The organism is Protofrankia sp. CiP1_Cm_nod4, from assembly GCF_982290645.1.
Genome location: NZ_CEVIVC010000039.1, coordinates 12,825 through 38,596, shown reverse-complemented (window position 1 = coordinate 38,596; position 25,772 = coordinate 12,825). Strand labels below are relative to the sequence as shown.

19 protein-coding genes and 1 pseudogene are annotated in these 25,772 nt (G+C 71.9%); 8 read left to right on the top strand and 12 right to left on the bottom strand.

Annotated elements, in window-relative coordinates; translation table 11 throughout:
- Window positions 1–1,300: serine/threonine-protein kinase (locus AC5LSR_RS10085; protein ID WP_493468380.1), on the bottom strand; the 1,300-nt coding region annotated here is incomplete at its 3' end.
- Window positions 1,301–2,861: 1,561 nt separating this feature from the next.
- Between AC5LSR_RS10085 and AC5LSR_RS10080 the strand changes: the two genes are divergently transcribed.
- Window positions 2,862–4,433 (top strand): GGDEF domain-containing protein, encoded by a 1,572-nt coding sequence (locus tag AC5LSR_RS10080; protein WP_250284423.1) that lies wholly within the window; start codon window positions 2,862–2,864, stop codon window positions 4,431–4,433.
- A gap of 311 nt (window positions 4,434–4,744) precedes the next feature.
- On the opposite strand, the gene AC5LSR_RS10075 is transcribed toward AC5LSR_RS10080, so the two are convergent.
- The 8 genes from AC5LSR_RS10075 to AC5LSR_RS10040 form a co-directional block, all read right to left on the bottom strand.
- On the bottom strand, window positions 4,745–5,299 hold the full coding sequence (locus tag AC5LSR_RS10075; RefSeq protein WP_250292825.1) for a DUF3618 domain-containing protein: 555 nt from the start codon (window positions 5,297–5,299) through the stop codon (window positions 4,745–4,747).
- Between the two features lie 153 nt (window positions 5,300–5,452).
- On the bottom strand, window positions 5,453–6,856 hold the full coding sequence (gene proS, locus AC5LSR_RS10070) for a proline--tRNA ligase (protein WP_250284421.1): 1,404 nt from the start codon (window positions 6,854–6,856) through the stop codon (window positions 5,453–5,455).
- Window positions 6,857–6,936: 80 nt separating this feature from the next.
- Window positions 6,937–7,221 carry a hypothetical protein gene (locus tag AC5LSR_RS10065; protein WP_250284420.1) on the bottom strand — a complete coding sequence of 95 codons (285 nt, stop codon included), beginning with the start codon at window positions 7,219–7,221 and terminating at the stop codon, window positions 6,937–6,939.
- A 252-nt stretch (window positions 7,222–7,473) separates the two neighbouring features.
- A complete protein-coding gene (locus AC5LSR_RS10060; protein WP_445548575.1) occupies window positions 7,474–8,481 on the bottom strand; it encodes an HhH-GPD family protein in 1,008 nt (335 codons plus the stop codon).
- A 98-nt stretch (window positions 8,482–8,579) separates the two neighbouring features.
- The gene (gene disA / locus AC5LSR_RS10055) at window positions 8,580–9,659 is read right to left on the bottom strand and encodes a DNA integrity scanning diadenylate cyclase DisA (protein ID WP_250284418.1); all 1,080 of its coding nucleotides are present in this window, start codon (window positions 9,657–9,659) and stop codon (window positions 8,580–8,582) included.
- A gap of 108 nt (window positions 9,660–9,767) precedes the next feature.
- Window positions 9,768–11,219, bottom strand: a complete 1,452-nt coding sequence (radA, locus tag AC5LSR_RS10050; protein ID WP_250284417.1) for a DNA repair protein RadA — start codon at window positions 11,217–11,219, stop codon at window positions 9,768–9,770.
- A gap of 210 nt (window positions 11,220–11,429) precedes the next feature.
- On the bottom strand, window positions 11,430–12,008 hold the full coding sequence (locus AC5LSR_RS10045) for a copper chaperone PCu(A)C domain-containing protein (RefSeq protein ID WP_250285422.1): 579 nt from the start codon (window positions 12,006–12,008) through the stop codon (window positions 11,430–11,432).
- Between the two features lie 299 nt (window positions 12,009–12,307).
- Window positions 12,308–13,192, bottom strand: a complete 885-nt coding sequence (locus tag AC5LSR_RS10040; RefSeq protein WP_250285423.1) for a hypothetical protein — start codon at window positions 13,190–13,192, stop codon at window positions 12,308–12,310.
- A 402-nt stretch (window positions 13,193–13,594) separates the two neighbouring features.
- Here AC5LSR_RS10040 and AC5LSR_RS10035 point away from each other — a divergent pair, with 402 nt between their 5' ends.
- The 5 genes from AC5LSR_RS10035 (at window position 13,595) to cysS (ending at window position 18,052) form a co-directional block, all read left to right on the top strand.
- Window positions 13,595–14,077, top strand: a complete 483-nt coding sequence (locus AC5LSR_RS10035) for a CarD family transcriptional regulator (protein ID WP_006545253.1) — start codon at window positions 13,595–13,597, stop codon at window positions 14,075–14,077.
- 62 nt (window positions 14,078–14,139) lie between these two features.
- Window positions 14,140–14,823, top strand: a complete 684-nt coding sequence (gene ispD, locus AC5LSR_RS10030) for a 2-C-methyl-D-erythritol 4-phosphate cytidylyltransferase (protein WP_250292820.1) — start codon at window positions 14,140–14,142, stop codon at window positions 14,821–14,823.
- 271 nt (window positions 14,824–15,094) lie between these two features.
- Window positions 15,095–15,589 (top strand): 2-C-methyl-D-erythritol 2,4-cyclodiphosphate synthase, encoded by a 495-nt coding sequence (gene ispF / locus AC5LSR_RS10025; RefSeq protein ID WP_250285426.1) that lies wholly within the window; start codon window positions 15,095–15,097, stop codon window positions 15,587–15,589.
- A 151-nt stretch (window positions 15,590–15,740) separates the two neighbouring features.
- On the top strand, window positions 15,741–16,136 hold the full coding sequence (locus AC5LSR_RS10020; protein WP_250285427.1) for a PPOX class F420-dependent oxidoreductase: 396 nt from the start codon (window positions 15,741–15,743) through the stop codon (window positions 16,134–16,136).
- A 344-nt stretch (window positions 16,137–16,480) separates the two neighbouring features.
- Window positions 16,481–18,052, top strand: a complete 1,572-nt coding sequence (cysS, locus tag AC5LSR_RS10015) for a cysteine--tRNA ligase (RefSeq protein WP_250285429.1) — start codon at window positions 16,481–16,483, stop codon at window positions 18,050–18,052.
- 310 nt (window positions 18,053–18,362) lie between these two features.
- Here the strand turns inward: cysS and AC5LSR_RS10010 are convergent, their stop codons facing one another.
- The 3 genes from AC5LSR_RS10010 to AC5LSR_RS10000 all read right to left on the bottom strand — a co-directional run bounded on the left by AC5LSR_RS10010 (window position 18,363) and on the right by AC5LSR_RS10000 (window position 23,780).
- On the bottom strand, window positions 18,363–19,589 hold the full coding sequence (locus tag AC5LSR_RS10010) for an FHA domain-containing protein (protein WP_250285430.1): 1,227 nt from the start codon (window positions 19,587–19,589) through the stop codon (window positions 18,363–18,365).
- Window positions 19,590–19,656: 67 nt separating this feature from the next.
- On the bottom strand, window positions 19,657–20,943 hold the full coding sequence (locus AC5LSR_RS10005; RefSeq protein ID WP_250285431.1) for a vWA domain-containing protein: 1,287 nt from the start codon (window positions 20,941–20,943) through the stop codon (window positions 19,657–19,659).
- The gene (locus AC5LSR_RS10000) at window positions 20,940–23,780 is read right to left on the bottom strand and encodes a zinc-ribbon domain-containing protein (RefSeq protein WP_445548727.1); all 2,841 of its coding nucleotides are present in this window, start codon (window positions 23,778–23,780) and stop codon (window positions 20,940–20,942) included. Before AC5LSR_RS10000 ends, AC5LSR_RS10005 begins: the two co-directional genes overlap by 4 nt.
- 842 nt (window positions 23,781–24,622) lie before the next feature.
- Between AC5LSR_RS10000 and AC5LSR_RS09995 the strand changes: the two genes are divergently transcribed.
- Together AC5LSR_RS09995 and AC5LSR_RS09990 are read left to right on the top strand one after the other, a co-directional pair.
- Window positions 24,623–25,474 (top strand): (Fe-S)-binding protein, encoded by an 852-nt coding sequence (locus tag AC5LSR_RS09995; RefSeq protein ID WP_493468379.1) that lies wholly within the window; start codon window positions 24,623–24,625, stop codon window positions 25,472–25,474.
- Window positions 25,471–25,772 (top strand): annotated as a pseudogene (locus tag AC5LSR_RS09990) ((4Fe-4S)-binding protein); the annotation flags it as partial. The gene AC5LSR_RS09995 and the pseudogene AC5LSR_RS09990, both read left to right, overlap by 4 nt.

The following is a 25,772-nucleotide window of genomic DNA, read 5'->3' as shown; positions in this document are numbered from 1 at the left end:
GCTCTGGCTGCGGGGAGGGTGGTGGGGTACCCGCCGGCTGCTCCGCCGACGTCCATGCCACGCTGTCCGGCGGCCTGGTGAGCGCGAGCCCGGCCGCGGCGGGCGGGGCGGACACCCACGGCCTGCTGGCGGCCGGGGGCGTCGCACCGCCGCCCGGGGCAGGCGCACCGGACGGTGTCGCCATCGCGCCGGGCGGGTTCGTGCCGCCGTCAGGGGTGACCCGCATGGCGACGGCCATGACCAGGCCGGTGGTCACACCGAGCGCGATGCCGGCGGCCACGGTGATCAGCGCGAGCTGCCAGCGGCGCAGGGCGCCGGCGGCTGCGGTGCCAGGACGTCCGCCGGCGGGCGCGCCCGGGCGCTTCGCCACGCGCGGGGGCCGCACCCGGTCGGCCGTCCCGGCTCCGGCCCCAGCTCCGGCCATCGGTGGCGGCGGTGGCTGGGGGGCGACCAGGACCCGCCGGGTGACCTGGTCCGCCAGGTCGGCGCTGCCCGGGTAGTTGCGGACGATGCCGGTGACGAGCTCGACAGCGGTGGGCCGTCTGGCCGGATCCCGGTCGAGAGCGCGCCGCAGCAGCGCGGTGAGGCCATCCGGTATGCCGCTGAGGTCCGGTTTCTCCCGCAGCATACGCAGGGCGGACGCGGTGGGTGTGTCCGCCGCGAACAGGTGGCGGCCGGTCGCCGCGAACGCCACGCACATCGCCCAGGAGAAGATGTCGGCCGCGGGGCCGGCCCGTTCGCCACGGAGCTGCTCCGGGGCCATCCAGGCGACCGTCCCGATGATGTGGCCGGTCTGGGTGTGCTCGGTCGTGTCGACGGCGTGGGCGATACCGAAGTCGATGACCTTCGGGCCGTCCCAGGCGAGCAGGATGTTGGACGGTTTGAGGTCGCGGTGCACCAGCCCGGCGGCGTGGATGGCGGCAAGGGCGTCGGCGAGGCTCGCGGCGAGGTCGACGAGCATGGATCCGCTCAGCCGCCCCCGCTCGCCGATGGCTGCCGAGAGGCTCACACCGTCGACGTACTCGGTGGCCATCCACGGGCGTTCCGCGTCGACGTCGGCGTCCCGGACCTCCGCGACGAACCTGCCACGGACGCGACGCGCGGCCGCGACCTCCCGGCGGAACCGCTCCCGGAAGTCCGCGTCACCAGTCAGCTCCGGCCGGACGACCTTCACTGCCATGGGGTGGCCGTCCTCGTCGAAACCGAGGTAAACAGCGCCCATCCCGCCGGCACCCAGTCGTCCCTGGAGCCAGTATCTCCCGATTTTTCGGGGATCAGCGTCGGTCAGCGGCGCCAGCACGCCCGCTCCTCTCCTGCGACTTCCCCACCCTGGGGATCACGCTACCGAGCTGACGGGCATTATGGCTGTGAGCGCATCAACTTTCCCGAGCGGGAACAAAACCGGTCACCACGTTCAAACGTACGATTGATCACATCCTCTCGTCGTTCTCGGACCGGTGCGTGAAATTCGTGTACAGATAAAAGGCTGGCAGGTTGCCGTACCGGTTCCCGGTATCAGGAATCAGCTGGCCCGGTAGAGCCGTGCCCGTCGTGCCGCCGACAGGTCGTGGACGGCACAGCCATGTTTTTCCGGAGCGTTTGCCCCCGGCCGGGCGCGGCCGCTCCGGAAGCCGTTCGGGGAGGTCCACAACGGCCAGCTCCCCGGGGTGCGAGGCAGCGTACGGTGCGGCCGTGCCCGGGTCTGCCCGGGGTCTTCGGGGCCGTCCGGGCAAATACGTCCCGTTTCGTATTCGGAAGCCCGCGGGACTGCCCGCGGCGCCGCTTCCCACTGCCCGTCCCCGTGCTGTGACGTCGTCCGGCGGCGGTGTTTCCGGTCACCTGCCCGGCTGTGACAAAACCGGTCTGTGGCATATGCCGCACCCGGGCCGCCGCCGGCGTCCGTGGCTGCGTGGACAAGCAACGCCCGCTGTCCGGTCCCGAGCTCCATGGCGATGTCCTGCCAGCCTCGCAGGCCGCGTGGCCAGGCTGGTCGCCGGTGCCGGCCACCCCGCCACGGGGGGCCGACGGCGGTGCGTAGCGCACGGATCTCCCGGCTGCCCCTGGTGGCCACGCTGCGGACAGGACGGACCCATACGTCGGTAGAGAAAAGCATTCCTCCATACTGTTTGACTGAACCCGAAGATGGACGAACAAGGCGACGTAAGGGATGTCGGTCACGTGATGCTTTGGGGTACCCGCTGTTGTCCTCCGGCGGGCCGGCCGGCCGGTCGTTCGCCGGCGCGGACCAGCCGTCCGCGCCGAGATGGCGACGCGGCGGAGGAACAGGGTGGAGTACGGCGGCGAAGCCGCTTTGCGTCACGCGTAGTGGCGGTCGCGGCTTCCCAGTGGATCATGAGGAGCGTGATTGTACCGCTTTCGCTCGGGTGGTCCGGAAGCCGGTCCGGCAGGCCCGCTGCTCCGGCTTCCCGGCGGGCCCAAGGTTCCGCGATCATGATTCTGTTGGCCGTGGGCCCGCGGCCCGGAAGGCCTGGAAGCCGCTTCGGCGGAGTCGGCGTCCCGGGCTGCCGGAAGACCTCCGCCGGCTGACGCCGACCGTCACGGGAGCTGTCCGGGAAAGCCGGCCGGGCCGGTTGCCGGGCGTCGTCACCAAGTAATTTGGAGGGCTTTGCCCATCGGAGTACAATTTTTGTGCCGTATAGTCGGTATGAGATTTTCCGCGCCGCCGAACGGGTCCGGGCACTCGTCATGAAGGCTCGTCACGAAAGTCTCGTGATGAAGGCTCGTCACGAAGGCGTCGTCATGAAGGCGGTTTCCAAGATGACACGAACCCTGATATTTCGCCGAGCCGTCCGGACGGGCGGGTTCCGCGGTCGGCCACCCTGCCGCCGGGGGGCGACCTGATGGGGCGGGGACGGGCGGATTCCGGCCAGGCCGTCGGCCGGCCGTGGCTGCTCTACCTGACGGCCGGCGCCGCCCTCGTGATCGGATCCCGGCTGACACCCGTCCGCGATACGGGGCGGATGGCGCTCTACTGCCTGATCGGCGTGTCGTCGGTGGCGGCGTTCTTCGTCGGTGTCGCCCGGTCCGGCCCCGCGCCGCGGCTGCCCTGGCTGCTGCTGGGGGCCGGCCAGGTCGCGTACGTGACCGCCGTCATGGCCCACTGCCTGTTCTACGACGTGCTCGGCGCCACGGCTTTCCGGACCGTCTCCGATGCCTTCTTCCTGCTTCGTTACCCCTTCGCCGTGACGGGCCTGGTGCTGTTCGTCCGGTACCGCGCCCCCGGGCGTGACCTGCCTGGCCTGCTGGACGCCGGAACGCTCGCGATCGCTGTGATCATGCTGGAGTGGGTCTATCTTGTCGGGCCCTATGTCCGCGGCGGCCCCGGCCGGCTGGGTGATGCCGTCCTGTTGCTCGGGCACCCGGCGCTGGATCTCGTCCTGTTCGCGATCGGGCTCAGGCTGCTTCTCGGATCCGGCCGTCAGTCATCGGCCTTCTTCCTTCTCATGGGAAACCTTGTGGCGGTCATGACGGCGGACACGCTGTACGGCCTGCAACGGCTGAACGGCAGCTACCAGCCGGGAAACATCCTGGACGTGCTCTGGCTCGCCGGGGCGCTCGCGCTGGGCGCGGCGGCGCTGCATCCGGCAATGGCCCGTATCGCCGATCCGGCTCCGGCCGGCGACGTCGGCCTGGGCCGATGTCGCCTTGCCGTTCTGTTCGGCGCCGCCCTGGCCGCACCTGCCACAATGCTCACGCAGTACGCCCGCGGGATCACCTACGACATTCCGGTGACCGCCGTGGCATGGACCCTGATGTTCCTGTTGACGATCGCCCGGATGACGGTCCTGCTCTCCGACCAGCGTCGGCTGGCAATCACCGACGGGCTGACCGGCCTGTACACCCGCCGTTTTCTTGAGGCGGAGCTACCGATAGAGCTCGCCCGGGTACGCCGTACCGGCGGCCTGTTGGCTCTCTTCATCATAGACGTCGACCATTTCAAGGCGATCAATGACCATTACGGCCACCCGGCGGGCGACCGGGTGCTCGCCGAGATCAGCGTCCGGCTGCGCGGGACCACCCGCCCGGGTGACGTGCTCGCCCGCTACGGCGGTGAGGAGTTCGCGCTGCTGGCCCCCAACGTCCATCTGGACGAGCTCAGCACGGTCGCCGAACGGATGCGGACCAGGGTGGCCGCCAGCCCTATCACGGTGAATGCCGACACCTCGCTTTCCGCCACCGTGTCGGTGGGCGCCTGCGCCTTTCCCGCGCATGTCTCGGACCAGGCGGAGCTGGTCGGCATGGCGGACCGGGCCCTGTACAAAGCCAAGGCGCTGGGACGGGACCGCACCGTGGTATGGGACGGCGCCACATCGGCCACGGCCCCGTCCGAGGACAGGCCCGGAGACACCCCCGACACCCGGGACACCCGGGAAGCGCGGAGCACGCACGACATCCGCACCACAACCGCCTGAGGCCGTTGGCGCCGGGACCACAGGACCGTGATACCGGTGATACCCGGGAATTCCGGAAACACGGAAACACGGCGGGCCCGGGGACGCGGATGACGCGGGAGAACCCGGCCGGGCAGGCGGCCGTCGACACGCCTTCGATCTTCTGACCGAAGCGGGTATGCGGCCACCTGCCCGGCCGTTTCGTGCCTGGTCGCGTTCGTGCCTGGTCGCGTTCGTGCCTGGTCGCGTTCGTGCCTGGTCGGGTTCGTGCCTGGTCGGGTTCGTGCCTGGTCGGGTTCGTGCCCGGCCGCGCGGTGCCCCGAGGTGAGCTTTTATCCGTACCAGTTCCGATGGCGACGCCACCGCATGACGGTGAGGACGACCGCGCCGGTCACCGCCATACCGGCCGCACCGGCCGCCACGGCCCGGGCGGCACCGGGATTGCCCGCGGCCCGGTCGCGCGTTGTCCGTACCACCTGGCCCGTGGATTCCCGGATTTTTCTGGTGCCCGCGGCGACCCGCGGGTTCTGGCCGGCCCGGTGCACCAGTTCGTCCGCGGTCTGCCCGGCCCGGTACGCGCCGGCCGAAGCCCTGTGCGCCGTCACCGATGCCCGGTGGGCCGTTGTCGACACCTTGGGCCCGAGTTCGCCCGCGTATCCGGCGAGCCGGGTACGGGCGTCGGCCGTGCCGCTGACCACCCGTTCCCGCGCGTGGGTCACGGCGACACGGGCATCCTGCGCGGTTCGTCCCGCCACCCGGCCCGGACTTACCCGTTCCGACAGCAGGCCGAGTTCTTCGGCGAGCCGGGACCGGGTCATTTCGATGTCCGTTCTGATCTTGTCCGGATTCTCGCCCATGAGCCTGCTCCCGTTCTCCTCGATGCTCACGGCCGTGCGTGCGACAGCACGGCAGTTCCCGCTCGGAGCGGAGTCCGCTCGGGCGGGAGCCACGTGTCAGCGTGGCCGTGCCGGCGGTCGGGCGTCACAGGCCCGATCTTGGAAATACCCGGGGACGGCAGGGCTAACCGGCGCGGGGCCCGATCAGTAGGCGCGGGCGACGATGCAGACCAGGCCGGGCTCGTCCGCGCTGTCCGGGAGCGTGCCGTCCGGCCGCTGGATGCAGCGGACGGTCAACGACTCCTCGGCGAGCCTGGCCTCACCGCCGTCACCGACGGCGGCCCACGGCAGGCGGGCGAAGCCCACCGACGCCGCCTCGGCCGCCTCGGCGAGGTCCGCCACGTCGCGGGTGCGGGCGTCACGGGCGGCCAGGGCCGTGTCGTACATGTTCCGCTGGACGTCGTCCAGCAGCGCGGGCACCCGGGCCAGCACGTCGTCGAGCGGTATGTTGATCTTTTCCGAGGTGTCGCGGCGGGCCAGCGTGACGCTGCCGGCGGCAAGGTCGCGCGGGCCGAGTTCGACGCGCACCGGGATGCCCTTGAGCTCGGCGTCGGTGACCCGCCGGCCGAACGACAGGCCGGGCCGGGCATCGAGCTGGACGCGCAGACCGGCGGCCCGCAGCCCCTCGATGATCCGGGAGGCCCGCTCGAGGACCGCCGCGTCGTCCCTCACAGGCAGCGCTACTACCTGGACGGGCGCCAGCCGCGGGGGTATCCGCAGCCCGTTGTCGTCACCATGCGCCATGATCAGACCGCCGATCATGCGGGTCGACGAGCCCCACGACGTCGTCCATGCCAGGTGCCGCTGGCCGTCGGCGCCCAGGAAGCCGATGTCGAAGGCGCGGGCGAAATTCTGCCCGAGCTCGTGGCTGGTCGCCATCTGCAACGCCTTGCCGTCGCCCATCATCGCCTCGAGGGTGAGGGTGTTGATGGCGCCGGCGAAGCGCTCCTTCGCCGTCTTGCGGCCGACGAGGACGGGCAGCGCGAGCACCGAGGTCATGAACTCCCGGTAGACCTCGAGGTGGATGCGGCGGGCGTAGGCGGCAGCGTCCACCTGGTCGACGTGCGCGGTGTGCCCCTCCTGCCAGAGGAACTCGCTGGTGCGCAGGAACAGCCGGGGGCGCAGTTCCCAACGCACCACGTTCGCCCACTGGTTGAGCAGCAGCGGCAGGTCGCGGTAGCTCTGCGTCCACTTCGCCATGTACTCGCCGATCACGGTCTCGCTGGTCGGGCGGACCACCACCGGCTCTTCCAGCTCCTTGCCGCCGCCGTGGGTGACGACCGCGAGCTCCGGGCTGAAGCCCTCGACGTGCTGGGCCTCCCGGCGCAGGTAGCTTTCCGGGATGAACAGCGGGAAGTAGGCGTTGACCGCCCCGGTCGCCTTGATCCGGGCGTCCACGTCGGCCTGCATCCGCTCCCAGATCGCGTAGCCGTACGGTCGGATGACCATGGTTCCCCGGACGGGGCCGTTGTCGGCCAGTTCGGCTTTGGCGAGCACGTCCTGATACCAGCGAGGGAAGTCCTCGCCGCGGGGAGAGAGTATGGCCACCCGCCCACGATATTGCCTGGCTGTCCCGTGCGGCCCACCCGCCCGGAGGCGATGTGGCCTTCCTTCACGGCCCGCACGCCCTACATGGACGGCCTGGCCAGGTCGTCGGGGCCGTCGCCACGGCCCCGGGGAGTCTCCCGGAAGACCAGTGACAGGTCGACGTCGCCGTGGAAGCTCACCAGCGCTGCCTGCGGTGGCACCAGAATCATCGCGGACGTCACGTCGGACGCGGTCGCTCCGGTGGTGAGAACGAGCTCGTGGTCGACCAGTGGGCCGCGCCGTACCGTCACCACCTCGGCGAGCGAGGCCGGCGTCGGGGCGGGCATGCCTCGGGGTTCGGGAACAGGGTCGCCGTAGGTGTCCATGTTCGGGCCTCCTCGATGCGAAGTTAGCAATCCGGCCCGATGTGTTCGCGGCCAACTGTGTGGTCCTTTTTCCGAGCAATTCAAGCCACTTACGAATTACGCTCATCGGTACCATTTACTTCTGGTCGGCCAGTTTGCCGCCGGCTGCTTGCGAAACCTTCCCTTGCTTTATAGCAAATACCGGCGGGATCGCCGGGCCCGGGGCCCCGGGCCATGACCGGCGTCCGTCCGCAAGCAGGTCGGGTGGAGGTCCTACGCGCCGGGCCAGGAGTGTTCGCCGGGCAGGGCGTACACGCCGGGCGCGACCGTGACGGCGAGGCCGTCGTCGAGCAGGCCGCGTAGCGCGCGGCCGCGCTGCACCGGCTCGTCCCACACCGCGTCGAGGGCGTCCTGGGGCACCGGGGTGGGTGACTCGCGCAGCACCGCGAGCAGCTTTCCGCGCACCTGCCGGTCGGTCCCGGCGTAGCTCTGCGCACGCCGGGCCGGACCGGTGGCGGCCGGGCTGCCCGCTCGCTGCCAGGCGCACTCCGGCCGCAGCGGGCAGGCGGCGCAGCGCGGGGTGCGTGCGACGCAGATCAGCGCGCCGAGCTCCATGAACGCGGCACTGGCCCGGGCCGCGGTTTCGGCGTCCGGGGGCAGCAGGGACTCGACCAGCTCCAGATCCCGGCGTGACACCGCGCTCCGCTGGTCGTCGCGGCCTTCGACGGCCCGGCCGACGAGCCGCCGGACGTTGACATCGATCACCGCATGGCGCTGGCGGAAGGCGAACGCGGCGACCGCCCTGGCGGTGTACGTCCCCACCCCCGGCAGCCGCAGCAGATCCTCCAGGTCGTCGGGAACCGAGCCGTGATACTTCTCGGTGATGGCCACCGCGGCCTGGTGCAGCCGCAGCGCCCGGCGCGGGTAGCCCAGGCGTCCCCACATGCGGACGGCCTCGCCGGCCGGCTCCGCGGCGAGCGCGGAGGGGGCCGGCCAGCGGTCCAGCCAGGCCCACCATGCTGGCAGCACCCGGTTCACCGGCGTCTGCTGCAGCATGATCTCGCTGACGAGAACCGCCCAGGGGCCCGCGTCCGGGTGCCGCCAGGGGAGGTCACGGGCATGGGCCGCGTACCAGCCGAGGACGGCATCGGCGAACGTCGGCACGGCCCGCGGGCCGGCCCCGGCGGTTGGAGCGGCCGCGGGATCGCAAGCCACGGCGGCCGAGGCCGCCACCGGGGCCGGGCTGGCCTGATCGGGCGCGGTGGATGCCATCTCCGCCATCCTGGCACGGCTGTCGGCCGGGCGGATCAGGGCCTGCGGCGGCTCCACCCGCGGTGCGGCGGTCGCACGTAGCGTTCCGGTTATACGTAGCGTTCTGGTTACACGTAGCGTTCGAGGATGCTGGATTCGGCGAGACGGGAGAGCCCTTCGCGGACGGCCCGCGCGCGCGCCTCGCCGACGCCCTCGACCGCCTGCAGGTCGTCCACGCCGGCGGCCAGCAGCTTCTGCAGGGTGCTGAAGTGGTCGACGAGCCTGTCCACCACCAGCCGCGGCAGCCGGGGCACCTTGGCCAGCATGCGGTAGCCACGGGGGCTGACCTGGCTGTCGAGCACGTCCGCGCCGCCGGGGAAGCCCAGCGCGCGGGCGAGCACGGTCAGGTCCAGCAGCTCCGTCGACGACATCGCGGACAGCTGCGCCAGCACCTCGGCGGCGGTACCGACCTTGCCACCGGAGGGCAGATAGTCACGGACGGTGAGTTCTCGCTCGGTCTCGACCCCCGCCATCAGCTCCTCGAGCTGGAGGGAGAGCAGCCGGCCGTCGGTTCCCAGTTCGACGACGTAGCCCTCGATCTCGTCGGCGATGCGGCGGACCATCTCCAGGCGCTGGCTGACCGATATCGCGTCACGAACGGTGACCAAATCTTCGATCTCGAGCGCGGAGAGTGTGCCGGCGACCTCGTCCAGCCGCATCTTGTAACGCTCAAGCGTGGCCAGCGCCTGGTTGGCCCGGGACAGGATCGCGGCCGACTCGTCGAGGACGTAACGCCGGCCCGCCACGTACAGCGCGATGATGCGCATCGACTGGCTGACCGAGATCACCGGGTACCCGCTCTGCTTGGCGACCCGTTCGGCGGTGCGGTGCCGGGTGCCGTACTCCTCAGTGAAGATCGTCGGGTCGGGCACCAGGTGGACGGCCGCGCGCACGATCCGCTGGAGATCGGACGACAGGACGATCGCGCCGTCCATCTTCGCCAGTTCCCGCAGCCGGGTGGCGGAGAACTCGACGTCCAGCTCGAAACCGCCCGTGCAGATGCCTTCGACCGCCTTGTCGTGACCAAGTACGATCAGGGCACCGGTGTGGCCGCGCAGGATGCGCTCGAGCCCGTCCCGGAAAGGGGTACCGGGGGCGACAGTGGCCAGTGTCGCCCGGAAGGTGTCATCCCCGGGTGATCCTGCCATCTGGCTCCCTCTGTGTCGGGGTGTCCCGCCCTGGTCATGGTATCGGGCCGGCTGCTTTGCCATGCCGCTCCTGCGTTGTTGTAGCGGTGTTTTCACCGAATGTGTTTTTCATTCGCTCGCGCCGTACATGTGCCGTATCGCCTGGCCCAGGTCGGAAACCTCGATCGTCGTCATGTACTCGGGTGCCGGGCCGGCGTCCGGGGGTACCAGCGCCCGCCGGAAGCCGAGCCTGAAGGCCGCGGTCAGGCGCCGGCGGACCGCGCCCACCGAGCGGACCTCACCGGCCAGGCCGACCTCGCCGACCGCTATCAGGTCCCCGGGGATGGGGCGGTCCTCGACACTGCTGATCGTGGCCAGCGCGATCGCCAGGTCGGCGGCCGGCTCGGCGAGCCGGACACCGCCGACGGTCGCCGCGTAGACGTCCGACTTCCCCAGCTGGACGCGGCCACGGCGTTCCACGACGGCGAGGATCATCGCGACCCGCGCCGAGTCCAGCCCGGAGACCGCCCGGCGCGGCACGGCCGCGGCCGAACTCGCCACCAGCGCCTGCACCTCGGCCACCAGCGGCCGGCGGCCCTCGACCGTGACCGTCACGCAGGTACCCGCCACACCGTCCATCGGCCCGCCGTCGTGCCAGCGGGACAGGAACAGCCCGCTGGGGTCGGCGACCCCGCGGATGCCGCCGTCGCCCATCTCGAAACAGCCGACCTCGTCGGACGGGCCGAAACGGTTCTTGCTCGCCCGGACCAGGCGCAGGGACGAGTGGCGCTCGCCCTCGAAGTGCAGGACGACGTCCACGAGGTGCTCGAGCAGGCGAGGCCCGGCAACGGTGCCGTCCTTGGTCACGTGGCCGACGATGACGGTGGCCATGTCCAGCGCCTTCGCCGCCCGGATCAGCGCCGCGGTCACCTCACGGACCTGGGTGACCCCGCCGGCGGCGCCTTCCGCCGCGGCGGTGGTGATGGTCTGTACCGAGTCGACGACCAGCAGTTCAGGGCGAACTTCGTCGACGTGGGTGAGAAGGGCTTCCAGGTCGGTCTCGGCGGCTATCCACAGCTCCGGGTGCACCGCCCCGGTGCGGCCCGCCCGCAGCCGCACCTGCGCGGCCGACTCCTCACCGGTGACCACCAGCGCCCGCGCGCCGGAGGTGGCGCTACGGGCGGCGACCTCAAGCAGCAGCGTGGACTTGCCCACACCCGGCTCCCCGGCCAGCAGGACGACCGCCCCGGGCACGAACCCGCCGCCGAGCACCCGGTCGAGCTCGGTGACGCCGGTCGGACGGCTGCGGGCCGTGGTGATGTCGACATCCGGCATCGGGCGCGCGGGCGCCGTGACCACCGCGGCGGGCCGCGCCGCCAGGCCGCGGCCGCTGACCCGGTGGGCCGTGCGGGCGGGGGGAACCTGTGCCTCGACCGTCCCCCACGCCTGGCAGCGCGGACAGCGACCGGTCCACTTGACGGCCTCCGCACCGCATCCGCTGCACCGGAAGCCGCCCGAGGCGATACGGGAGCCGGCAGGGCCTGGGGTGCTCGGTCGGGGAACGGGAGGCCGAGAGGACATGGCCCGCACCGTATAGGCATGCTCCGACAACTACTACGGGGCGGTGGATAATCGACATTGTCAGCTGGACGACAACGATTATGTTGATCTGTCCCAACGGATCATAATGATCGCTTTTGCCTGGTCGCGGAGCGGAGCCGGCGGACGCTGTCCGGCCTTGACGCCGGCCCGGCGCGGCTCCACGGTAACGAGGCCGTCCAGGCCGCCCGGTCAGTGCGCCCGGTCGGCGGAGGCCACGGCGCGCGGCGCGGGCGTCGTGCCGCCCTGCGCGGGCGGGGTCGTCACCGCGGCCGTCGGCTGCGCGGACGCCCCGGGAGCGGCCGGCTCCACCGGGACGTTCAGGGTGACGCTGCCGGCCTTGGCGAACGTGAACGTGACCGGGACCGCCTGCCCGACGAGCAGTTCGCGGTTAAGCCCCGTCAGGGTCGGGGCGCTGCCGTTGGCGATGTAGATGACGCCGCCGCCGGGCTTCAGGACCGCCGACGCGGGTGCCACGCCACCGTTGGCCGCGTCGGAACTGACCTGGATGATCTGGTCCTCCTGGGTCCCCCCGTTGAAGAAGGCCGAAACCACCTGGGCGTCCGCGCCCCTGGCCGCCGGCCCGGCCACGTAGACGTTGCGCAGCGAGATGGTGCCGACGGCGCCGGAGACCGTGTTCGTGGTCGTGCGCGCCTGTGACGTCAGCGCGTCGCTGCCGGCCGCGCAGGCGGAGAGCGCGGCCGTGCCGGTCAGCGATGTGGCGGCCACCAGCAAGGCGGTCGCGGTACGCACGCGCGGGCGGTGGCTCACGAGTCGGCTGCTCCTCGGTGCGGAGCCGACGGTCGTCACGTCGGTCTCGGTTGACCCCGTCGCCGGACCGGCGGACGGGGCGGGCACGGTCCCAACCCCAGGACGCACATTCGCACAGAACTCGCATACGTGCAGAGTTCGACCGCGGACCACATGTTAGTGCAGGTCCTCCGGTGGCGCGGTGAACCAGCCGCGGGACGCCGCCGCGCGGCGGGCGCGACCGGGCCGGGCCGGGATGAGCCGCGGGCCGGACGGGCCAGACGGGCCAGGGCCAGACGGGCCAGAGTGGTGAGGGAGGCCTATCGGCCCGGCAACGCCCCCAGCCATCCCTCCAGGCGGTCACCGACGGTGAAGGTGCGTGGCGGGTGCACCAGGCGGCCGTCCATGGCGACGAGCAGCAGGGTCGGCTGCCGGGGATCGGCCCGGTACAGCCGGGACAGGGAGGCGCCCGGGTCGTTGTAGCCGACGGCGAGCCCCGCGGCCGCGTCCGGCTGGCGGACGAGCCGCTCCAGCGAGGGGTCGTCGGTCCACGGCGCCACGAGGTAGGTCGGTATCGGCCGGCCCTCCCGGGTCTGGCTCACGATCTCGTGGATGGCCCGCGGGCACTCGCACGCCACCGGCAGCAGCACGATCAGCGCCGGTCGCAGGTCGGTGGCGGGACGGGAGGTGCGGGCGGTACTGAGCGGGACGTCGGGCAGCAGCCCACCGACCGCGCCCGGCAGCACGCTCGTGGACGCGAGCGGGACCGCGCCCCGCGGCGCGAGCGGCCGCGGATGCGCGAGGACGAGCGGCACCATCGCGCCCAGCGCTGCGAGGACGATGACGATCAGCGCGACGACGGCTCCGGAGGTGTGGCGGGACCGCCCGGCCGGCGCCTCCCGCTGGGCACGTCGGTCGAGCCGCTCGAGCAGGTCGGGCCGGTGACGCCGGCCGCGCCGGGCGCGCAGGCGCCGCAGGCCCGGGACCAGCCGGTCGACGCGCTCCCGCCGCCGTCGCGACCGCAGCTCGGCCTGGTAGGTGGCCACCTCGGCGTCGAGTTCGCTCAGATCGTCGGGGATCCGGACGTCGACCGGGGGAAGCTCATCCCAGCGCTGATACGGAAGATGAGCATGCTGGTCGTCCTCGTGGCGGGGACCGTTTCCGTCGTCCCCGGAGGCGGGTGGCGGCGGCGGTGTGACGTGCACCCCTCCATCGTGGCTGATGGACGGCCCATGTGCCGGGTGGTATAGGAAGCTGGTGCCGTGTCAACAGGGCGGACGCCGGTGGGCCGGGCGTCGTCCAGGGGAGCCTCCTCGCGAGGCGGCGTCATCCGCGGTGGCGCGGCCGTTCTCCCGCGATCACGATGTTGGTCACAGTGTCGATCAGGGCGTTACGGGGTAGCGGGAAGCACAGCAACAACATCCGGGCGAGCTGCCCATGCTGGTGGCCATTGCCTGTTTCGCCTGGTCCGGAGCGTTGCCGGGGCGCTCTGGACGCGTCACCGGGACGTCCGGTCGGGCCGTCGCCGACCTGTTCCACAAGCACGCGTCTGACCTGCGTCGATGCACGCGTGTTACCCTGGTGAAGGCGGAAGGGGCACTTGACACATGGCGTTCCAAGTCGGCGAGACCGTTGTTTACCCACATCACGGTGCTGCTCTCATAGACGCGATTGAAACACGCGTCATCAAGGGCGAGGAAAAGCTCTATCTCGTGCTCAAGGTCGCTCAGGGTGACCTCACTGTGCGCGTCCCCGCAGACAACGTCGGGATGGTCGGTGTCCGTGATGTGGTCGGCCAGGACGGCCTTGAGCGGGTGTTCGAGGTCCTGCGGGCCCCGCACACCGAGGAGCCGACCAACTGGTCGCGGCGTTACAAGGCGAATCTCGAGAAGCTCGCCTCGGGTGACGTGAACAAGGTCGCCGAGGTCGTTCGTGATCTCTGGCGTCGTGATCGCGAAAGGGGGCTGTCCGCTGGTGAGAAGCGCATGCTGAGCAAGGCGCGTCAGATTCTGGTCAGCGAGCTGGCGTTGGCCGAGGGCACCAACGAGGACAAAGCCGAGGCGATGCTCGACGAGGTGCTGGCGGGTTAGTCGCGGCGGCGGATACTCCGGATAGCCAACGCGTCCGAATCCATTTGACGCTTTTTATGCATATGTCTGATCGTGTAGCCGCGGTCGTGCCGGCAGCCGGCCGCGGCGAACGTCTTGGTGGAGCCGTACCCAAGGCGCTTCGTTCGTTGGCCGGCCGTTCCCTCGTCCAGCACGCGGTCGAGTCACTGACCTCCGCGGCCCTGGTCGACCAGGTGGTCGTCGCAGCTCCGGCCGCGGAGCTGGACGTGTTCGAGGCACTGCTCGGGCCCGGCGTGCGGGTGATCGCTGGTGGCGCCGAACGGATCGACTCCGTGCGGGCCGCCATCGCGGTACTCGACGAGACGGTGGGGGTCGTCCTCGTGCACGACGCGGCCCGTCCGCTGACGCCACCGGCGCTTGTCGACGCGGTCGCGTCAGCGGTCCTGGCCGGAGCGCCCGCGGTCATCCCGGTGCTCGCGGTCAACGACACCATCAAGCAGATCGACGAGACCGGCCGGGTCGTGCGGACGGTGCCGCGCGACGTCCTGCGCGCGGTACAGACCCCACAGGGATTCCGCCGGGACGTGCTGGACGACGCCTACCGGCTCAGCGCGACGCTGCCTCCCGATATGGCGATCACTGATGACGCGGGGCTGGTCGAGGCGCTCGGCGTGGCCGTGACGACCGTTCCCGGCTCCCAGGAGGCGTTCAAGGTGACCAGGCCCGCCGACCTGATTCTCGCCGAGGCACTGCTCGCGCACCGTTAGGCCGATGTTCGGTCGTGTGTTCGGTCGTGCGGCCGTCCGGGCGCTGTCCGCGCGAGCGAACACCAGCCAGACAGGTCCTGGCGCGGTGACTATCTGCCCGCGCCGGGTCCCTGGCGACGCGGTGGTCGTTGCGCTGCCGCTGCCGGCGGAACGCGAGCGCCGCTGGAACGGTGTTCAGGCCGCGGACCCTCTGGTCCGTCTGACGGCCGGCTCCTTCTCCCTGAGCCCCCTTGAGCGATGTGCTCCTTGAGTGACGTGTGAGTGGTGACGTGTGAGTGAGGTGAGGGATCTGTCCGGACTGCCCCGGGTCGGGCTCGGTGTCGACGTCCACCCGTTCGCGGAGGGCCGCCCCTGCTGGGTGGCCGGCATTCTCTGGCCCGGCGAGACCGGGCTCGACGGTCATTCAGATGGTGACGTCGCCGCGCACGCGTCCTGTGACGCACTGCTGACCGCGTCCGGGCTTGGAGATCTTGGCTCGGTCTTCGGTACCGGCCGGCCGGAATGGGCCGGCGCGGCCGGAGTGGCCCTGCTGGGTGAGACGGCGAGGCTGTTGGCCGAGGCGGGCTGGACGATCGGCAACGTCGCCGTGCAGATCGTGGGCAACCGGCCGCGCCTGGCCGGCCGGCGGGTGGAGGCGCAGGAGGTCCTGACGGCGGCGGTGGGCGCGCCGGTGAGCGTGTCCGCGACCACCACCGACGGCCTCGGGCTGACCGGCCGGGGCGAAGGGCTCGCGGCGATCGCCACCGCCCTCGTCGTCCGCGTCTGAACAGTCGTCCGCGTCTGAACAGGGGATATATCCGGGAGTGCCGCGGGCGCGACACGAGCTGTCCGGTTGTCATGCCTGATTGGCATGACAACCGGACAGCCGTCGACCGGATGACAGGGTGGGAAAGCGACAGGAGCGGCAGAGGAGCCTGATGTCGTCATATCTGCCCGAGAAGGTCAAGAAGCTCGCGGATTCCCCGACCTACGTGACGCTTGCGACGATCCGGCCGGACGGGTCTCCGCGCATGACTGTGTTGTGGATTGATCGTGATGGTGATGAGCTTCTGTTGTCCACAATCCGGGGCCGTGCCAAGGAGCGGGATATCGCGCGGGATCCGCGGGTGGGAATCATGTTCCTCGACCAGCGGGATCCCTATGGATACGTGGAGGTCCGGGGGCGGGCCACGCTGTCGGAAGAGGGGGGCCGCGAGCTGATCGACGCCCTCGCGCTGAAGTACACCGGTGACGAGACGTATCGCTGGGACGCGCCCGAAGTGACGCGGATCGTCATCCGCGTCACCGTCGAACGGGTGTTCACCACCGGTTGACGGTGACGGCCCGGTATGTGGCCTGCTGTGCGGCCTGGCATCCCGGCGGCCTGGCGTCCCGCTGCATGGCCTAGCATATCGCCGGGTGCGGTGAAACTCCCAGGGTTCGCCGTTGTGGCTTGTGTTCTTCCGTTGTTACCTACTGTGCATCATGCGGTGCGTTATACCGTGCGCACTACTGTGCATGGCCCGTTCCGCCTACCACGTTCCGGGCCGCGCGCATCCGGCTTCGGCCCTCTACCGGAGTCGGATTTCGTACATGTTGCGGGCTGTTCATGGAACGGAGTCGTGTCTGACACGGGTGGCGAGGGATCCCGCGGGGGGCCGCGCCGTACTCTTGACAGATGGGACTCCACATCTACGACACGCGCACCCGGCGCCTGCGGCTGTTCGAGCCGCTGCGCCCCGGTTACGTGGGCGTGTATGTCTGTGGGCCCACCGTCCAGTCCTCGCCGCACGTCGGGCACATCCGTACCGCCGTCGCCTTCGACCTGCTCCGCCGGTGGCTCGTCACGTCCGGGCTTGAGGTGACCTTCGTACAGAACGTCACCGACATCGACGACAAGATCATAATTAACGCCAGCCGGGCCGGCGAGAGCGTGTGGGAGCTGGCCACCCGTCAGACCCGGGCCTTCGACGACGCCTATCGCGCGGTCGGTGTCCTGCCGCCCACGATCCAGCCGCGGGCCACCGGGCACATCCCGGAGATGCTGGCGCTCATCGGCAGGCTGGTGGACACCGGCTATGCCTACCGCGGCGGCGACTCGGTATGGTTCCGGGTCTCCCGCTTCGCCGGCTATGGCGAGCTGTCCCACCAGCGTCCGGAAGCGGTCCAGGCCTCACCGGAGTGCGATGAGGGCAAGGCCGATCCCCGTGACTTCGCGCTCTGGAAGGGTGTGAAGCCCGGCGAGCCGTTCTGGGAGTCGCCGTGGGGGCGCGGCCGGCCGGGCTGGCACATCGAGTGCTCGGCAATGGCCGGCAAGTACCTCGGGGAGGTCTTCGACATCCACGGGGGCGGCCTCGACCTGATCTTCCCGCACCACGAGAACGAGCGTGCGCAGTCGGCCAGCGCGGCCCACTCCCACGGGGGCGCGCCGCAGATGGCCCGTTACTGGATGCACGTCGGTCTGCTGACCACCGGCGGCACCAAGATGTCGAAGTCGTTGGGCAACTCTTTCCTGGTCAGCGACGCGTTCGAGCAGGTCAGGCCACAGGTGCTGCGCTACCACCTGCTGTCGGCGCACTACCGGTCGTCGCTGGAGTACAGCTCGGAAGGGCTGGCCGAGTCGGCGGCGGCTCACGACCGGATCGAGACGTTCGTCCGTAACGCGCTCGACATCCTGGGCGGGCCGGACGAGGCCGCGGCGCTGGCGGCCGAATGCGCCACGAACCCGCGCCGGGATCCCGTCGGCCAGAGCCAGAGCCAGCTGAAGGGTGGCATCCGCCAGAGCGCCCGCCCGGGCGGGTGGGGCGGGACGGTGGCCACCGCTGCCGCACATGCTTTCTCGGCCGGCGACCCGGCCGAGGTGAGCAGCCCGGCACAGGCGTGGGCGGCCTTCGCGGCCGCCCTGGACGACGACCTTGCGATCTCCCGGGCGCTGGCTGTCCTCTTCAGCGCGGTCAGCCGCGGGAACCAGGTGCTGTCCAAGGCGCGGCGTCGGGAGCTTGCCGGTTGGGTCGACGTCGTGCGCAGGATGCTGGTCGTTCTCGGGCTCGACCCGGTCAGCCAGTGGCCAGCGGCCGGTTCCGAGCTGCGGCCGGCGCTCAACGGCGTCATGGAGATCGTTCTTGATCTGCGGTCGGCCGCGCGTGCCCGACGGGACTACACCGAGGCGGACGAGATTCGCTCCCGGCTGGCCGCCGGTGGCCTCATCGTCGAGGACACGCCCGAAGGGCAGCGCTGGCACCTGGCGTAGGGATACCGGCCAACCCGGCCGGCCCGGCCGGCAGCCGGCACTCCCCAGGCGGCCGGGTCACGCGGGCAGCCTCGCACGTCCGCGCGCGGGGCCTCGCTGCCGTCGCCGCCGGAGCAGGCCGTTGTGTCGGCTCGCGCGTCCGCGTGCGAGGCCTGCGTGAGACCTGATTCGGGTGAGTCCGTCGTCCGGTGCGCTTTTCGTCCTGGTGGGCGTACCGGACGACGGACCCATTCGGATCTTCTCCGCTGGCCGGTGCCAGTGGCCGCTGCCAGCGGTGGCTCCCGGGAACGGTCGTTACCGGGAACAGCGGTTACCGGGAACGGATCGTGACTCTGGTCCAGGCTCCGAGATACACCCGGTCGCCGTGGCGCAGCGGTACCGGCTGGCCTGGCGGGATCGGGTTCGGCTCGTCGTTGATCCGGGTGCCGTTCGTTGATCCCGGGTCGAGCACGGCGTAGCTGCCGTCCGGCAGGAGCTCGAGCATGGCGTGCGCGCGTGAGATGCCCGGGTCCTCGGGGGCGCCGGCCAGGTCGATCTCCGGATGGATGCCGCGGGACTCGCTGCGCCGCCCGATCAGCAGCCGGGGGCCGTTGAGCGCGAACACCCGCCGTGGGTAGATCGTCGGGAACGGGACCCGGTGGTCGTCACCGCTGTCGTAGTACTCCCGCTCGGCCTCGACGACCACGTCCCAGCCGGTGGTCTGGACCGGCAGTGGCCCGCTGGGGCCGGAACGCTCCGCCGAGGCGGGCGCGGGATGCTCCAGCAGGACAAGATCGAAGCCGCACACCTCGCAGAAGCGGGCGCCCACCTCGTTCGGGTTGTGGCAGCTCGGGCAGGCGGCATAGCCGTCGATCGGCTCCCGGGCGGCCTCCCGCGCCGGACGCTCGAAGCCAGCCTGGTTCGGCGGGGGCCGGTGGTAGTCGGTGGCCGCTGCTCCCGTCGAGGGGCGGGCGGCGGCGCCGCGGTCGAGGCCGTACGGGTCGTCGACACCGCCCGTGCCGGGCGCGGAGGGCGCGGGGGAGCGGTACGGGTCGGCCTGCTCGTAGCCCCACAGGTCGGCCCGGTACGGCTCGTCGGGAGGCTCGCCGCGAGGGTCTCGGTAGGGGTCGGGCGGGTAGCTGTCCGCGCTGTAGCCGCCTGGGGCGTAGGGGTCGGGCGGATAGCCGCTGGCGGCGTATCTCTCCTGGCCGTACGGGTCACGGCCGTACCCGCTGGCCCCGTACCCGCCGGCCCCGTATCCATCGGCGCCGTACCCGTCGGCGGGGCGGCCGGCGGCGGGGCGACCGGGGGAGTCGTAGCCGTCCTGGGCATAGCCGTCCCGTCCGAACGGGTCGCCCGGCAGCGACGCGCTCGGGCCCGGCTGTCCCGGGCCGGCCGGCAGCGGCCCGGCGCCTTCGGCCGGCCGCCGGCCGTAGGGCGGCTCCCCGGGGGCCCCGGCGGCGTGGTCCGGCTGGTGCGGTCGCCCGCGACCTGACGGCCCGCTCGTCCCGTCCGCGGGATGAATGACGTAGGGCTCCTGACTGGCTACAATCCGCATACCACATTGATCGCAGTAGTCGGGAGCCAGAGACAGGTGCCCGTCTGGGCAGCGTGCGCTCACCTGATCACCTGTTCACCCTGACGGTCCTGGTCGACCGTGTGTCAAGGACCATTTCGTCAATGGTGTCAACGTTCCGTTTCAGCCGAACAGTACCTGTGCTTGCGTCCTCAATGTCGACCACGTGTTGAAGTAGGTGGTATGTACCCTCGTTGCCGGACTGACGCGCCAACTGTGCACTTCGACCAAGTTTGATGGTAGCGGTCGCCTCGTCGCCGTCGCGTCGGGCCCGCAGACCCTCCTGGATGGCCTGGGCGAGCTCGGCCTGGCCGGTGTAGTGGGCGACCTCGGGCGCGATCTGGGTGGACAGGCTGGCGTCGCTGGTCCAGACCGCGCGGACGCGCTCGCGGCAGCGCACCTGGCCGGACACGACCACGCCGACCTGGGCGGCCAGCATCTCCATGTCATCCATACGTGATGGCACTGTGACGCATAGGTGATAATCGCGGGATTCCGCGCCCCACGCGCCAGTCGGATAGTCGACAGTCAGGTCGTCGACCCGGGTGGCGCTGCCGGTGAGATCTGCCACAAATGGTGCGACCTGTCGCAGAAACCGTACAGCTGAGTTACGCGGCGTCCATACCCGTAGGCTGACGCGGTCCACCGCCCGGTTCGTCGCGGTACTGATCATGGCTTGGAAGTCGGCGGCCAGATCATGCGGGCTCCGGACCGCGTCGACCGTGCCGAGCAGGGCCGTCGCGACGTGGCGGAGCTCATCGACCCGCCAGTCCGCCCCCACGCCCCGGCAGTCGCACTGGAAACGCCCGACGCACGCGGCGACGGCCTCGTCGAACTCGGCCGCGTGCTCGCCGTTGCGTCCGTCGGTCAGCAGGATCGCATGGTGGATCGCGTCCGGCCTGGTGGCCATCAGCTCCCGGGCGCGGGTGAGCCAGCGGCCGATCGCGGTGCCTCCGTCGGCGTCGAGGAGCCCGATCCGCTCCTTGGCCGCGGTCCGCGTCCGTTCGTCGGCCCGGACGAGCTCGCGGCCGGCCGGGTAGACGGCCTCGGCGATCCCCGACCCCCGGACGATCGCGAACCAGGTGCCGTCGGGCAGGGCGTCGACCGCGGCCTCCGCCGCCCGCCGCATTTCGACGATCTTCGTCCGCGGGCTGCCCATGGAGCCGGAGCAGTCCAGCATGATGACCTCGGCGAGCTCCACCGGGCCGCGCTGGCCCGGCAGGCCTGCCGGGGCCGGGCCGTACGCTCCCCGGACGGTGACCACCGCGTGTACCTCGCCGTGGCCGTGGGCCAGATACTCGTTCTGGAAGACCTCCACGGTGAACGGCGTGGTCATCGCTGCTCCCTTCCGGAGGGGTGCCGGCCGGCGTACCCGTCGATGGGGTCCGGGCCGGCCCGCGTGACCACGACCGTGATGTTGTCGTGGCCACCGCGGTCGATCGCGTGCCCGGTCAGATGGCGGGCGATCATGATCGGTGAGGCGTTCGGCGGGAGCTGGCCGACGACCGCGGCCATGTCCTCGGCGCGGGAGAGGTAGTTCCACAGCCCGTCGGTGCAGACCAGCACCGTGGCCGAGGCGGGCAGCGGGAAGGCGCGGACGTGCGGGGTGACGTCCTCGGCATCGCCCCCGAGCCAGCGGGTGAGGGTGTGGGCCCGCCGGTCGGTCTCGACCGCGGACGCGGGGATCAGCCCGGCGCGGGCGGCCTCGGCCGCCCAGGTGTCGTCCTCGGTCAGCCGCTGGAAGCAGCGCGTCGTGAATAGATACACTCTGCTGTCGCCGATCCAACCGACGGTCACGTGCCCGGTGCCGTCCCGTTCCCGTGTGATGATCGCCGCGGCCAGCGTGCAGGACGGCGCGCTGCGTCCGATGGCGGGCATCCGGGCCACCTCGTCCTGCGCGGCGGCCACGGCGGCGCGTACCGCCTGTTCGGCCCGGCCCGGGGGCGGCTCCTCGCTGAGCGGGCCGCCCAGCGGGCCTGGCGGGCAGGTCGGGGGATCCGGGTCCGGCCAGTCGGGGTCGTAGCCGTGGCCGCCGTGGCCGCTGGGGCCGCGGTAGCGATCATGATGGTCGGGTGGGTCGCGGTCCGTGCCGAAGTCCTCGTCGAAGCCGGTGCGGCCGAACCGGTCGGGGCCGGCCGGCCGGCCGCGGTCATGGCTGGGGCGGTGCTCCACGTCGTCCCGCTCCCGCCCGGGGTGGGAGCGGGTGACGGGCCGGGCGAGGACCGCCGCCGCGGTCGCCGCCGCCACCCGGGCCGCCGAGCGGGCGGCCGGCCCGGATCCGGGCGTGCTCGACACGCCGTCGCAGACCACCGCGATCAGCGTGGAGCCGACCACGAGGACGCCCATCGCGTCCTCGTTGGTGGTGTGCCGTACCCCTCGGTCGCAGACGCCGGCGATCGGGCCGAGGTCGATCTCACGATGGTCGGTGTCGCCGGTACCCCCCGGTGGTATGGCCCGCAGCGGCGTTCCACACGCTTCGCAGAAGCGGTCGCCCGGACGTACCGGAGCCGCGCACGCCGGGCAGCGACCCCCGTTCTGGTCGATTCCGTACCGTCCCTTCTCCGCTGCGGGGCCGTGGCCGGCCCGCCCGGTCTTGGTGGCTTCCGCCGTGGCCTGCCCACAGCCGATCACGTGCGTATCACCTGGTCGAACCAACGTCCACGGGCGGACGCGGCCTGCCGCCGCCGCCCTGGTGACGTACCGGGGCCAGGCCGTCGGGGCCGGGCCGGCATGCCGGCAGTATCGACCAGGGTGCCGCGGCGGCACCGCCGCCAGGATCCTTCCCGGCTGGGCGCGCGCCGCTCGACCTGTTGCGTGCCGGGGCCGGCCCGGGTGCCCGCCCGGCCGTGAGCGCGGCGCGGCGTCTGCTCCCGGCTCTACTCCCGGCTCTGCTCCCAGCCCTGGCTCTGGCCCCGGGCCCGCGCCCGGTCCTGGCCCCGCTCTCGGCTCCGGTCCTGCTCCCGGTCCTGGCCCCGGCTCTGGCGCCGGCCCCGGATGTGGCCCCGGGGCCGGCCCCGGATGCGGCGCGCCGCGGCGGTCGACCGCCGCGCCGAAGGCATGCACCAGCGCGGCGGCCCGGTCGAGATCGGTCGGTGCCGTGTACAGCACCGACCGGGCCTGCCGGTACAGGCTGGTGAGTTCCGGCTCCTCGGCGACACCGCGTCCGGCCGCCTTGGCCTGCCAGCCGGCCAGCAGCCCGCGTAGGTCGTCGCGGGTGCGCAGCATGGCCGCGTTGGCCTCGGCGACCCGGCGGGCGGAGATCGCGGTGGCCTCCGCGAGCTCCCGCCAGCGGTCGAGGCCTCGGCTCGCCTCCTTCCAACGGCCCGCCGACGCCGCCGCGGCCAGCCGCTCGAGCCAGGTCCGCAGGCCGTGACGCTCGTCGTCGAGCACGCCGTCGGGCAGGCGGGTCAGGGACCTTCCTGGTGGCAGGACGCGGCCATGGGCCCGGTCGGCGTCCGCCGCGGCCCGCTCGATGAGGGCGACGATGCCGGCCAGCAGCTGGTGGGCCTCCCGCAGCGCCTGGGGCAGGGTGTCGTGCCGCCTGGCCAGCTCGTCCAGCCCGGCACCGGCCGCCGCGACCGCCGCCGCCAGCCGCGCGGACAGGCTCTCGGGCAGCGAGAGCGGATCGGTGGCGGCCTGTTCGGCGAACTCGGCCAGCAGACGGCGGGCGATGGCCAGGCCCGCGTCGTCGTCCAGGCGCAGCCGGGCGGCGGTCGCGGCGGCGGCGGCGATCCGCTGTTCGGCCGCGCCCACGGCGGCCAGGTGGGTGTTCCAGGCGGCTGTGATCTCGTCGACGCAGGTGCGTACGGTCCGTAGCGCCGCGTCGGTACGGCTGGCCAGCTCCGCCGGGCGCACGCCCCGCCGCGGCATCGGGCCGTGCAGCAGCGCGTCCAGCTCGTCGATGGTGCGGGCGTCCAGCCGGGCCCTGTCGCCGCGCAGGGCGCGTGCCCGTCCGACAAGATCGTTGAGGATGCCGTACCAGTGCCAGGCATCGGCCAACGTGTTCAACGCGGTCGTTGCCCGCCGGCGGGTGCCGCCGGTGAGCCGGTCCGGGACGAGCAGGGCCCGCTCGGGAGCGTTCTCCAGGGCTATCAGGGCGGCCGCCTGGGACGCGGCCGCCTCCGACAGCGCGGCCAGGGTCCGGTCGATCCGCTCCTGGGCCGTGTTCGCCATGGTCACCGGCCGCGGTGCCGCGGGGCGGCTGGACCGGGCGTCGGGCCGATGGCCGTCCCGGTGGCCACGCCGGTGACCGGGCGTGGGACCGGCCACGGTGACAGGGCCGCGAGCGGCTGGCCGGCGCCGGTCACCTCGAGCGCTCCGTCGGGCCGGCGGGGGGTCATCGGTACCCGTCGCCGGCCCGGCGACCGCCCGTCCGGGTACGCCCAGTGCCGCTGGCGGCGGCTACTGTCCGTGCCGCTGTCCGTGCCGCCGGCAGGGTGCGGAGCCGGCCGGAGCCGGCGGACGTCCGCCTGTCGGGCCGTGCCTGACGTGCCGTCATCGCGGTCACCTGCGCTGCTCGTGATGATGTGGCTGCCCGTGGTGGTACGGGCCCGGCGGCGGGGTGCCTACTCCGGTGGATCCAGTGAACAGCGCCGAAGATGTGTTGGCCGTCACGCTCTGACGATAATGCTGCTGTCGCGGGGTTTGAGATAGGGGTTGTGCCCATCCGGTGTCGCTTTGCGGACAGACAAGCCGTTCGGACGCCGTCCGGGCGGGCCAGGCGTCCCGACACCGTCCTGGTGCCATGGTAGTAGCCGACCGTGATTACTTTCCGTCACATATTGGGCCGTCGCATAGTGGACGCCCGCTGGGCCGGTGCCCGGCCGCGTGGCCGGGCGAAGAGACAGGCCGTGGGGATGCGCGCCGCGGAACGAGGGCGAGGAGCGAGCCGTGGCGGGGATGCGGTTCGCACGGGTGGGCCGGCGCGCGGGAACGGGAGTGGGATAACGGAGGGCGGGACGGCCGGAGTGGGACGGCCAGGATGGGACGAGGGGCGGGGTGAGGAAGGTGGCGCCGTGAAGGCCGCGCTGTTCGTGACCTGTTTCAACGACACGGCCTTTCCCGGGACGGGGAAGGCCACCGTCGAGCTGCTCGAGCGGCTCGGGGTCGAGGTGGACTTCCCCCCGGCGCAGACCTGCTGTGGGCAGATGCACCTCAACACCGGCTACCGGGACGAGGCCGTGCCGTTGGTGCGGGGCTTCGTCGAGGCGTTCGAGGGATACGACGCGGTGGTCACCCCGTCGGCGTCATGCGCCGGCACGATCCGTCACCTGTATGCCCGGCTGGCCGCCGAGCGGGGTGACGCGGCGCTGCGGGACGCGGTGGCCCGCACGGCACCGCGGGTGTACGAGCTGACGGAGTTCCTCGTCGACGTGCTCGGGGTTGTCGACGTCGGCGCGTACTTCCCGCACCGGGTGGCCTACCATCCGACCTGCCACTCGTTGCGGGTGCTCGGGCTTGGTGACCGGCCCCAGCGGCTGCTGCGCGCGGTGCGCGGGCTCACCCTCGTCGACCTGCCGGCGGCCGAGGAGTGCTGCGGGTTCGGCGGCACGTTCGCGATCAAGAACGCAGACGTGTCGGTGGCGATGGGCGCGGACAAGGCACGCCACGTCCGCGAGACCGGGGCGGAGGTGCTGGTGGCCGCGGACAGCTCCTGTCTCGCGCACATCGGCGGACTGCTGTCCAGGTGGCGCTCGGGAGTGCGCGTCCTGCACCTGGCCGACGTGCTCGCCGGGACCGGCGACACACCCCCCGCGCCAGCCGCGTCCGGGTCAGCCGCGTCCGCGCCTGCCGGGCGGGCCGGGCAGGCCGGGCGGGCCACGGCCTGGTGGCGGGGACGGGCCCGGCCGGGGGGACGGCCGGCATGACAGCGATCTTCCTGGGGACGCCGGCGTTCCCGCGGGCGGCGCGGCAGGCACTGGCCGACACCCAGCTGCGCCGCAACCTCGCGCACGCCACCACGACGATCCGGGACAAGCGGGCCCGGGCCGTCGGCGAGCTCGAGGACTGGGAGGCGCTGCGCCTGGCTGGAGCCGCGATCAAGGAGCGCACGTTACGGCATCTGGACGGCTACCTGGAGCAGTTCGAACGGGCGGTCACCGCGGCCGGCGGCCAGGTGCACTGGGCCGGTGACGCGGCCGAGGCCAACCGGATCGTGATCGACCT

Bases quoted from the DNA above. Each gene is read 5' to 3' on its own strand.
- AC5LSR_RS10080 (WP_250284423.1), top strand. From the start codon at position 2,862: ATGGGGCGGGGACGGGCGGATTCCGGCCAGGCCGTCGGCCGGCCGTGG.
- AC5LSR_RS10065 (WP_250284420.1), bottom strand. From the start codon at position 7,221: ATGGACACCTACGGCGACCCTGTTCCCGAACCCCGAGGCATGCCCGCC.
- AC5LSR_RS10060 (WP_445548575.1), bottom strand. From the start codon at position 8,481: ATGGCGGAGATGGCATCCACCGCGCCCGATCAGGCCAGCCCGGCCCCG.
- disA (WP_250284418.1), bottom strand. From the start codon at position 9,659: ATGGCAGGATCACCCGGGGATGACACCTTCCGGGCGACACTGGCCACT.
- radA (WP_250284417.1), bottom strand. From the start codon at position 11,219: ATGTCCTCTCGGCCTCCCGTTCCCCGACCGAGCACCCCAGGCCCTGCC.
- AC5LSR_RS10035 (WP_006545253.1), top strand. From the start codon at position 13,595: ATGGCGTTCCAAGTCGGCGAGACCGTTGTTTACCCACATCACGGTGCT.
- ispD (WP_250292820.1), top strand. From the start codon at position 14,140: ATGTCTGATCGTGTAGCCGCGGTCGTGCCGGCAGCCGGCCGCGGCGAA.
- AC5LSR_RS10020 (WP_250285427.1), top strand. From the start codon at position 15,741: ATGTCGTCATATCTGCCCGAGAAGGTCAAGAAGCTCGCGGATTCCCCG.
- cysS (WP_250285429.1), top strand. From the start codon at position 16,481: ATGGGACTCCACATCTACGACACGCGCACCCGGCGCCTGCGGCTGTTC.
- AC5LSR_RS10010 (WP_250285430.1), bottom strand. From the start codon at position 19,589: ATGCGGATTGTAGCCAGTCAGGAGCCCTACGTCATTCATCCCGCGGAC.
- AC5LSR_RS10005 (WP_250285431.1), bottom strand. From the start codon at position 20,943: ATGACCACGCCGTTCACCGTGGAGGTCTTCCAGAACGAGTATCTGGCC.
- AC5LSR_RS10000 (WP_445548727.1), bottom strand. From the start codon at position 23,780: ATGGCGAACACGGCCCAGGAGCGGATCGACCGGACCCTGGCCGCGCTG.